Below are 9679 nucleotides of genomic sequence, written 5' to 3'. Positions count from 1 at the left end.
CCCGGTGATCAAGAGGTTTCGGTCACGACACGCCCGGCCGGGTGACCGAAACCTCTTGATCACCGCGCAGAGCGGGCAACGGAGGGGGTGGGTGGGCAGGGGGGTTAGGTGGTTAGGAGGATTCCGGTTAGGAGGACTCCGTGGGCCAGGTTGAGGACTCCGTCGCAGCCGGGGTAGCCGACGCGGGCCAGGCCGCCGGAGGCTCGGCGACCGAACAGGTACGGGGCCAGCGAGTACGGGACGTCGGCCGTCACCGTCTCACCGGTCTCGATCTGGACGAAGTCCATCGACACCCGGTCGGTCGGCAGGTACTCCTGGAGGATGGCGCCGCCCTGGTCCACGGCGGCGCGCACACCGTCGGCCCAGTCCGCCGCGCTCAGCTCCGGGCCGAGCAGCACACCGTGCCCGGCCGAACCGTCGGCCGGCTTCGCCACGAGCGTGGCCTGCTCGGCGATGGCCCGGTCCAGCACCGCGGCGGTCAACGACACCGTGTACGGCACGTGCCGCCGAATCAGCGCCTGGTCGTCGGCGGGCAACCCGTCCACGTCCTCCCACAGCCACCCGAAGGTGGTCTTGTTACCGAGCAGCCAGGCCGCCGCCGACACGAACATCGGGAGGGTGCCGGCGGCGAGGGCCAGGGCCACCGCGTCCAGGCCGGCGGTCGGGGTGACCCGGTTGGGCACGAACAACCGGAACAAGGCGTCGACACGGGCACCGTCGACGACCAGGCGGTTGTCGGCATCCAGGGTGGCGCTGGCCACCGGCGCGATGACCAGGTCGATGCCGAAGTCCCGGGCCCGTACGGCGAGAGGGTGGAGGATCCGGATGAAGGTCTGCGGGTCGTCGAGGCCGGGGTAGTCGCCGTCGAAGTCCATCAGCAACGCCACCCGGGCGCCCTCGGGCAGCCGCAGCTCCTCACGGATCGCCACGAACCGCTGGTCGAGCAGTGACGGCGCGGCCCGCACCGGCAGATCGTCGAGGATGCCCTGCTCCTGGTAGAGGGCCGCGTACCGCTGGATGACGGTGTCGGCGTCGAACCCGCCGCCGAGGCTGCTGTCGATGTTGTACTCCACGAACTTCGGCACCCCGCCGGAGAAGATCACATCCGGGCGGTACGCGGCCAGCAGCGCCTCGGTGAGCGGCTCGGACTCGTCCAGCAGGCGGGTCTCCCCCACCGGCACCCCGAGCAGGCGGCGCAGCTCGCCGGCGGTGCCGGCGCGACGGCGGCAGGCGTCGAGGATGAGCTGGGCGAGCCGGTCGCAGACCTCGTTGAGCTCCCGCCAGGCGTCCGCCGTGAGCACCGGGGGGCGGGCCAACCGCCACTGCTTGTTGTACGTGGCCCGACCGTGGAAGACCTGCTCCCAGGCCGCCGCCCCACTGGCCACCATGGCCCGGCGGGCCGGCTCCGGCAGGTCGGTCCAGGCCCGGTCCGCCGGCGGCCACGGGTAGTTCGGGTCGATCATGATGAGTCCTTCATGGTCAGGTGGATGGCGGTGGCGAGCTGGTGCCGGCCGGGCTGCACGGCACGGTCCAGGGCCGGCGCGAACGGCAGCACCGCGCCGTCCGGTCGGGTGACCCGGCGCGGTGGGGCCAGCAGCCGGACCCGCTCCACCACCGAGGCGATGATCTCGGCGGCGATGCCGCAGGAGCGGTTGCCGTCGTCGAGCACCACGAGTCGCCCGGTGCGGGCCACCGACTCGGTGAGACCGTCGATGTCGAACGGGTACAGGGTGCGCGGGTCGAACACCTCCACCGAGACCTGGTCGGCCAGTTCCTCGGCGACCGCGAGCGCGTCGTGGACCAGGTGCCCGATCGCGACCACCGTCACGTCGTCACCGGAACGGTGGATCCGGCCGCGGCCCAGCGGTACCGGGGTCAGGTGGTCCACGTCGTCGCGGACGTCCATCGCGCCGGCCGGCGCGAACACCACCACCGGGTCGTCGTGGCGGACCGCGGTGACCAGCAGCCCGTACGCGTCGGCCGGGGTGGACGGCACGACGGTGACCACCCCGACGTGGGCGAAGAGGCTGTACGGGTGGTCGGAGTGCTGCCCGGCCCACCCGGTGCGCGACCCGGAGCCGGGCACCAGGTAGGTGACCGGCACGGCGCACTGCCCGCCGGTCATCAGCGGGAACTTGTGCGCGTGGTTGACGATCTGCTCGAAGACCAGGAAGAGCAGCGACGGGATCTGGAACTCGATCACCGGCCGGAGCCCGGCCAGCGCCGCCCCGGTGGCGAAGCTGGTGAACGCCTGCTCGGACAGGGGGGTGTCGCGGACCCGGTCGGTGCCAAACCGTTTGGCCAGTCCGGTGGTCACCAGCGACGCCCCGACCTGGATATCCTCGCCGAGCAGGAACACCGCCTCGTCGCGGGCCAGCTCGTCGGCGAGGGCCCTGGTCAACGCCCGGCGGTACGACAGTCGGGGCACCTCAGCCACCTCCGGTGCGTGCGGTCATTCAGCCACCTCCGGTGCGGGCGGTCAGGCCGCTGGCGTACAGGTAGCTCAACGCGTCGGCCGGGTCGGGTTCGGGGCTGTCCAGGGCGAACCGGACCGCCGCGTCGAGGGTCGCCTCGACCTCGGCGTCCACTGCTGCCCGGTCGGCGTCGGCAAGCCGTGAGCCCTGAATGTCCACCGGGTCCCGGGCCCGACCGCGCGTCACCTCGTCGGGTGGGCGGTAGTCGAGGCGTACCGCGTGTTCGAAGGTGTGGTGGACGTCGAAGCGGTGGGTCCGGGCCTCGATCAGCTCGGGGCCGCCGCCGGCGCGCAGGCGCGCGACGGCGGCGGACGCGGCGACGCGTACCGTCTCGGGGTCCTGACCGTCGACCTCGGCGGCCGGGATGCCGAAGGCGGCGGCCCGGCCGGTGATGGTGCCGGCCACCGCGCCGGCGACCGGCATGGTGGTGGCGTAACCGTTGTTCTCGCAGACGAACAGCACCGGCACCCGCCAGAGCGCGGCCAGGTTGAACGCCTCCAGCAGCATCCCCTCGTTGACCGCGCCGTCGCCGAAGAAGCTCACCCCGACGGTGTCGCGGCCCCGGCGGCGGTGGGCCCAGACCGCGCCGGTGACGATCGCCCCGGAGGCGCCGACGATCGCGTTGGCGCCGAGCACGCCGATGCTCAGGTCGGCGGCGTGCATCGAACCGCCCCGGCCGGCGTTGAGGCCGGTGACCCGGCCGCACAGCTCGGCGAGCATCCGGGCCGGGTCGGCCCCCCGGGCAAGGACGTGCCCGTGCCCCCGGTGGGTTCCGGCGAGCACGTCGTCGGCGCCCAGGGCCGCGCAGACGCCGGCGGCAACCCCCTCCTGACCGAGGTACGGGTGGATGCCGCCGATGATCTGCCCACCGTGGACCAGCTCCACCGCTCGTTCCTCGAACCGGCGGATCAGCCGGACCGTGCGGTAAAGCCGGACCGGGTCGGCGTCGGTCACGCCGGGCCCTTGATGGCGGCCAGGATGTCGTCCCAGAGCCGGGCTCGGGCGGCGAGGGCGGTGTTCACCGTGTCGGCGCACTCGCGCCACTTGGTGTCGTCGTCGCCGCACAGGTCGGCGAGCATCTGCATGGCCATCGGGGTGTGCTGTTCACCGTCGACCTCGATGTGCCGCTCCAGGTAGTCGACGAACGTGTGCAACCGGTTGCTGCGTTCGTTCACCGAGACGACCTGGGTGAACATGTCCGGGATCAGGTCCTCCCGACCGAACGCGAAGGCCGCCGCCTGGCAGTGCACCGGAGTGGACTCGATGATCTGCCAGGTCGTCGCGGCGAACCTCGTCGACGCGGCCGGCGCTCCCGCCTCGGCGAGTGCCTCGGTGACCGGCCGCCCGGCGCGCAGCAGGTCGACGAGGGCGTTCACCGCCGTGGTGTCCGCGCCGGCCTCGGCCATGCCCCGCACGTACAACTCGAAGTGGCTGATGTAGCCGCCGTCCAGCTCGTCGCTCTCCTCGACCATGACGATGTCGTTGATGAGGCGGCGGCTGCCGGTCGGACCGGTCGGGATCCACGGCACGTCGACGCAGGTCAGTTGCCGTTGCAGTGACTTCAGCAGGGACATGAAGTCCCAGACCGCGAAGACGTGGTGCTCCATGAAGGTGACGAGCGCCTCGTGGGTGTCCAGGTTGGCGTAGAGCGGGTGCTTGACCACCACGTCCCGCCGGTCGGTCACCGCCCGTTCCAGCCGTTCGATGCCGGGGTGTGTCTGACCCCAGTCGTAGCGTGACATGTCAGCCTCCCTGCTGGGCGCGGTGGCGCCAGATGATCGGGCAGTAGTCGGGGTCCGCGTAGTCCGGCCGCCCTTCGTGGGTGCGGCGGACCAGCACGTCGTGGTTGTACGCGGCGAGCGTGCCGTCGGAGAGCGGATACTCCCGCCAGGCGTTGTCGCCGTCCTGCAGGTGCAGCGAGATCGCCTGTCGGGGCCGACCGCTGACGTTGGGCCCACTGCCGTGGTAGGTGCGGCAGTGGTGGAAGCTCACGTGTCCCTTGGGGATCACCATCGGGATCTTGCGGATCTCCGCGCCGTTGTGCGCGGCGTTCTCGGCCAGCATCTCCTCCAGCTGGCTGCGGTCCCGGTCGGCGAAGTGCCGCACCACGGTGTCGTCCGCGCCGATCTCCTTCCAGCGGTGCGAGCCGTCGACCATCGTGATGGTGCCCATCTCCTCACCGCAGTCGTGGAAGGGGATGAACGCGGTGAGCATCTTCTCCGACGACGAGGACGCCCAGTAGTGCTTGTCGAAGTGCCAGGGCACGATGTTGCTGGGTTCACCCTCGATCGGCGGTTTGTAGATCAGCGTGGACTGGAAGACCCGGATCTCGTCGGCCTGGGCCAGCCGGGCGGCGACCGCGCCGATCAGCGGCTTGCGCAGGATCGCGCCGAGCCCGTCGTGCTCGTGGTGGACGTAGTCGTTGTGCCGCTGCACCGGGCCCTTCGACGGGTCCCAGTAGGCCAGCTTCGGTGGGCGTACCGGCAGCCGGCGGTCGCGCTCCCCGTCGTAGTAGCGCTGCGTGGCGGCGGCGAGGGCGTCCACCTCGTCGTCGGTGAACACCTTCTTCGACAGGTACCAGCCGTGCTCGGCGTAGTGCCGCACGTCCTCGTCGGACGGCAGCAACGCCTGCTCCTCGACGGTCAACGCGGTCATGCGCCCACCCCCTGTGGGGTGGCCGCCGCGGCGGCCAGCTCCCGTTCCTTGGCCTCGTAGAGCGCCTTGATGTTGCCGCTGCCGAACCCCCGCGCGCCGCGCCGCTCGATCAGCTCCAGGAAGAGCGTGCGACGCACGTGCATCGACTCGGCGAAGATCTGCAACAGCTGGCCGTCGTGGTCGGAGTCGACGAGCACCCCCAGCTCGCGCAGCCGGTCCAGCGGGGCGTCCACCTGACCGACCCGCGCCTCCAGGGCGTCGTAGTAGCTGGCCGGCGTGCCGGCGAAGCGCACCCCGCGCCGGCCCAACGCCTCCACCGCGCCGACGATGTCGTCGGTGCGCAGCCCCAGGTGCTGCACTCCCCCGCCGGCGTGCTGGTCGAGGAACGCGTCGATCTGGCCCGGCCGCCGCGAGCGGTCCGGTTCGAGCAGCACCACGGTGACCCGCCCGGTCGGGCTCTGCACCACCTTGGAGTTCATCCCCTGCCCGTCGACCTCGATGTGCTCCTCGAAGATCTGCGCGAAGCCGAACAGCGCCTCGAAGTGCCGGACCGTCTCGTCGAGCTGGCCGGGCGGCACGCAGACCGCCAGGTGGTCGATCTCGGCGAGGACCGGCGGGTGGCGCTCCGACGTCGACGTCGCCGCGGTGATGGCTCCGGGCAGGAACTCGCCCCGCCCGCCCCGGCGCTGCACCAGCCGGTGCCGCACGTCGGCGAAGCCGTCCACCTCGGCGACCACCACCTCGGCGTCCGCGCCGGTGCGGGTGGTCGGTGGCGTCATGCCGGTCGCGCCCCGACCCACCAGCTCGGCGTACGCGGCCGACACGTCGTCGACCTCGACCGCGACGACCGCGATGCCGTCACCGTGGCGCTGCACGTACCGGGCGGCCGGATGGTCGGCGCTCAACCCCGAGGTGAGCAGCAGCCGGATGTCGCCGTGGCAGAGCAGCAGCGAGCGCTGCCCCGCCAGCCCGGTCTCCGGACCGCCCTGGCCACAGATCTCGAAGCCGACGGCGGTGCTGAAGTAGAAGGCCGCCTGTCGGGCGTCTCCCACGTAGAGTTCGATGTGGTCAATGCCACGGATGTCCATGTCCCCTGATAACCCTTCCCACGGTTCCCTCCGTGTTGCTTGACCGGACGCGCCCCGCCCGGCTTGCCGCGTCGATCACCCCCTCGGCTCGGCGACGCGCGCCAGCACCAGGCTCACGTTCTGACCGCCGAACCCGAACGAGTTGGTGACCGCGTACTCGACGTCGGCCTTGCGGGGCGTGCCACGGATGTGGTCCGCCGGGCAGGCCGGATCGGGATCGTCGAGGTGGTACGTCGGCGGCAGCAGCCCCCGACCGAGCGCCAACGCGGTGGCCGCCGCCTCCAGCACCCCGGAGGCGCCCAGCAGGTGGCCGGTGAGCGCCTTGGTGGAGCTGACCGGCACACCGCCGACGCCGAAGACGTCGGCCAGGGCGGTGGTCTCCGCGATGTCACCGAGCTTCGTGCCGGTGCCGTGCGCGTTGACGTAGCCGACCGCCGCCGCCGGCACACCGGCGCTGCGCAGCGCCCGGCGGACGCACGCCGCCGCGCCGACGCCGTCCGGGCGGGGTGCGGTCGGGTGGTACGCGTCGGTCGTCGCGCCGTGGCCGGCCACCTCGGCGTACCCGACGACACCGCGCGCCGTGGCGTGCTCGGCGCGTTCGAGCACCAGCAGCGCGGCGCCCTCGGACAGGACGAACCCCCTGCGGGACGTGTCGAAGGGCCGGCTGGCCCGGCCCGGGTCGGTGCCGGCGCGCGCCAACGCCCGCGCGTTGCCGAAGGTGTCGGCGAAGGTTGGGAAGAGTGGCGCCTCGCTGGCCCCGCAGACCACCACGTCGACCTCACCGGTCGTGATGAGCCGGACCCCGTCGGCGACCGCCTGGGCGCCGGAGGCGCAGGCGGTGCCGACCGACGAGCTGTAGCCCCGGATACCGTGCGCGATGGCGATCCGCGCCGCCGGCATGTTCGGCAGGATCCCGGTGAGCAGGTACGGGCTGACCGCCGCCCGCCCCCGCGCCGCCCGGGCCAGCACCTGCGACTCCAGGGTGGCCATCCCCCCGACCCCACCGACGATCACACCGATGCGGTCCGGGTCGACGTCGCGGCCCACCTCGATGCCGGCGTCGGTGAGGGCGTCGGCGGCGGCGAGCAGGGCGAGGACGACGATCCGGTCCAGCACCCGGGTCTCCGGGCCGGACGCGACGGTCCGCGGGTCGATCTCGGGCAGCAGGCCGGCGACGTCGAGCGACTGCGCCGCCGGGTGCCCCTCGGGCGGGCGGCTCAACCCGGACCGGCCGGTGGTCAACGCGTCGAAGGTCTCCTCGACGCCCCGCCCGACCGGGGTGAACAGCCCCATCCCGGTGATCAGTGCGGTCACGAGCCGGCCTCGGTGAGGTAGCGCTCGCGCAGGACCACCTTGCGGACCTTGCCGGTCACGGTCACCGGAATGTCGGCCGAGCGCACCGGCACGACCCGGCGCAGAGTGGCCCCGACGTCCGCGCCGAGGGCGGCGCGGACCCGCTCGGTGCGGTCCTCGGCCTCGTCGGCGCCGGCGGCCAACTCCAGCAGTACGTCGGTGACCACCTCGCCGGCCTCCGCGACGATCACCACGGTGCAGTCGGTGACGTCCGGGCAGGCGGCGAGGATCCTCTCCTCGGACAACGCGGTGTAGAAGCGCCGCCCGGCACCGGCGTCGACCGCGTCCACCGCTCGGTCCAGGTGGTAATAGCGGCCGTCGGCGTCGACGCGGACGAGGTCCCCGGTCAGGTACCAGCCGCGCTGACGGAAGCGGTAGGTGGTGACCGAGTCGTTCCAGTAGCCCCGGAACAGCGACGGCGAGTCGATGCCCAGGAAACCCACCTCGCCCACCGGCACCGGCTCGCCGTCGGCGTCGAGCACCGCCACCGTGGCGAACTGGTACGGGCGGCCGATGCAGCGGCCATACCTGTCGGTGTCGGCGCGGTGGGTGATGTGGAACATCGAGTGCCCCATCTCGCTGGAGCCGAGCCCGTCGATGAAGACCGAGCCGGGGACCCTCGCCACCCCGTCGCGGGTGATGGTGTCGTGCCAACCGACCGCGACGAGGCGGCGGATGTGGGGCTCGTGCGAGGCGTCGCCGGTGTTGAACCACAACCGCACCGAGTCCAGGTCGTACCCGGACAGGTCGAAGCGGGCCAGCTCCGCCCAGGTCACCGAGAAGCCGAACACCCCGTCGGGACGCCACCGTTGGATCGCGTCGAGCACCTGCTCGCCGCCCTGCTCGGAGAGCAGGAACATCTGCGCGCGGTTGCCCAGCGCCTGGTTGACCATGAGCACCGTGGCGGTGTGCGGTGCGGGCAGCGCGTTGAGGATCCGGGTGGTGCCCTGCGCCTGTGGCATGGCGAGCAGGTGCCGGGTGGCCGCGAAGAGGCTGGCGTGGGAGTGCAGCACCGCCTTGGGCACTCCGGTCGTCCCGGACGTGTGGGTGATCACGATCGGGTCGTCCGGGTGGTGCCGGTAGTGCGCCGGGGCCGCGGCCGGGTCGCCGGTGCCCGCCTGCGCGGGGGTGCCGAGCAGCGGTACGCCCAGCTCGTGCCCGGCCAGCAGCGCGGTGTGGGCGTCGTCGGCCAGCACACCGACGCCCCGCAGGCGGCGGATGTACTCGGCGGCGATCTCCGGACGGAGTTTGCCGTTCATCAGCGCCGGGATCGCCCCGAGCCGGGTCAGCGCCAGGTAGCTGAGCACCATGTCGGCGGCGGCGGTGGCCCAGACGGCGACCGGGTCGCGGGGGCGTACCCCCTGCTCGTGCAGCCAGGCGGCGCGGGCGGCGACCCGCTCGTCGAGCCGCCTGAGCGTCAGTGGCGTCTCGGCGGGGTGCCCGTCGACTGCGGTGTCGAAGGTCAGGCCGGGCCCGTCCGGGTCGGCTCCGTGGGCCAGGACCCGGGCCAGGACGTTGCCCGCGCCCAGCTCGGTGTCGGCGGCCAGGGTGCCGCGCAGTCCCCGTGTCCTCATGGTCGTACTCCTCCCCCCAGCAGCACCGCGACCGCCTCGGCCGGCCGGTCGGGTGCCTGTTCGATCAGGATCAGCAACACCTCGTCGGCGTCGCCGTCGTCGCGCAGCAGCTCGGCCTCGGCGACGCCGTCGGCGTACGGGTCGCCGGTCGGGCTGAGGCAGACCACCGGGCCGCGCAGGTCCCAGCGGGCTGCGATGTGCCCGGCGACGCTGTTGGGCACGGACTGGAAGAAGAACAGCGGGCCGATCCGCCCGCCGGCCTCGACGCTCGCCCGTACGTGCTTGGCGCTGGCGAGATCGCCGCTGGCGCTGACCAGCACGATCCCCGTCCGCACGCCGACCGGCACCCCCGCCGACCCGTACGCCCGCCGCAGACACCGCTCCGCGACGGCCACCACCACCGGCGCGAAGTCCGAGTGCACGAACCCCGCCACGCCCGGCGCGCTGCCCCCAAGGTCCCCACCCTCAGGCCAGGCAGCCCGCGCCCGCTCCCCCACCCGTGCCCCCGCGCCCTCTCCCGCCCTCTCCCCCGCCG

At 72.8% G+C, this 9679-nt stretch carries 9 protein-coding genes; all 9 read right to left on the bottom strand.

Annotation, left to right across the window (positions count from 1 at the left end):
- Positions 1 to 104: 104 nt before the first annotated feature.
- Positions 105 to 1463 (bottom strand): hypothetical protein, encoded by a 1359-nt coding sequence (locus tag ACWER9_RS26540; protein ID WP_452304396.1) that lies wholly within the window; start codon positions 1461 to 1463, stop codon positions 105 to 107.
- On the bottom strand, positions 1460 to 2428 hold the full coding sequence (locus ACWER9_RS26535) for an alpha-ketoacid dehydrogenase subunit beta (RefSeq protein WP_452304395.1): 969 nt from the start codon (positions 2426 to 2428) through the stop codon (positions 1460 to 1462). The genes ACWER9_RS26540 and ACWER9_RS26535 overlap by 4 nt, the downstream gene beginning before the upstream one ends.
- A gap of 28 nt (positions 2429 to 2456) precedes the next feature.
- A complete protein-coding gene (locus ACWER9_RS26530) occupies positions 2457 to 3428 on the bottom strand; it encodes a thiamine pyrophosphate-dependent dehydrogenase E1 component subunit alpha (protein WP_452304394.1) in 972 nt (323 codons plus the stop codon).
- Positions 3425 to 4216: a DUF3050 domain-containing protein gene (locus ACWER9_RS26525; protein ID WP_452304393.1), complete on the bottom strand. Its 792-nt coding sequence runs from the start codon at positions 4214 to 4216 to the stop codon at positions 3425 to 3427. The genes ACWER9_RS26530 and ACWER9_RS26525 overlap by 4 nt, the downstream gene beginning before the upstream one ends.
- Before the next feature lies 1 nt (position 4217).
- Entirely contained in the window at positions 4218 to 5129 is a 912-nt protein-coding gene (locus tag ACWER9_RS26520) for a phytanoyl-CoA dioxygenase family protein (protein ID WP_452304392.1), read from the bottom strand.
- Positions 5126 to 6217: a 4-hydroxyphenylpyruvate dioxygenase gene (hppD, locus tag ACWER9_RS26515; RefSeq protein WP_452304391.1), complete on the bottom strand. Its 1092-nt coding sequence runs from the start codon at positions 6215 to 6217 to the stop codon at positions 5126 to 5128. Before hppD ends, ACWER9_RS26520 begins: the two co-directional genes overlap by 4 nt.
- A gap of 75 nt (positions 6218 to 6292) precedes the next feature.
- Positions 6293 to 7531 (bottom strand): beta-ketoacyl-[acyl-carrier-protein] synthase family protein, encoded by a 1239-nt coding sequence (locus ACWER9_RS26510; protein WP_452304390.1) that lies wholly within the window; start codon positions 7529 to 7531, stop codon positions 6293 to 6295.
- Positions 7528 to 9144 (bottom strand): class I adenylate-forming enzyme family protein, encoded by a 1617-nt coding sequence (locus ACWER9_RS26505; protein WP_452304389.1) that lies wholly within the window; start codon positions 9142 to 9144, stop codon positions 7528 to 7530. The genes ACWER9_RS26510 and ACWER9_RS26505 overlap by 4 nt, the downstream gene beginning before the upstream one ends.
- On the bottom strand, positions 9141 to 9641 hold the full coding sequence (locus tag ACWER9_RS26500) for a beta-ketoacyl synthase chain length factor (protein WP_452304388.1): 501 nt from the start codon (positions 9639 to 9641) through the stop codon (positions 9141 to 9143). Before ACWER9_RS26500 ends, ACWER9_RS26505 begins: the two co-directional genes overlap by 4 nt.
- Positions 9642 to 9679: the final 38 nt, after the last annotated feature.

Source organism: Micromonospora sp. NPDC003944, assembly GCF_053605225.1.
Note: the sequence above shows the minus strand (reverse complement) of the source record. Positions and strands in the feature narration are given on the sequence as shown.

Bases quoted from the DNA above. Each gene is read 5' to 3' on its own strand.
- ACWER9_RS26540 (WP_452304396.1), bottom strand. From the start codon at position 1,463: ATGATCGACCCGAACTACCCGTGGCCGCCGGCGGACCGGGCCTGGACC.
- ACWER9_RS26525 (WP_452304393.1), bottom strand. From the start codon at position 4,216: ATGTCACGCTACGACTGGGGTCAGACACACCCCGGCATCGAACGGCTG.
- ACWER9_RS26520 (WP_452304392.1), bottom strand. From the start codon at position 5,129: ATGACCGCGTTGACCGTCGAGGAGCAGGCGTTGCTGCCGTCCGACGAG.
- hppD (WP_452304391.1), bottom strand. From the start codon at position 6,217: ATGGACATCCGTGGCATTGACCACATCGAACTCTACGTGGGAGACGCC.
- ACWER9_RS26505 (WP_452304389.1), bottom strand. From the start codon at position 9,144: ATGAGGACACGGGGACTGCGCGGCACCCTGGCCGCCGACACCGAGCTG.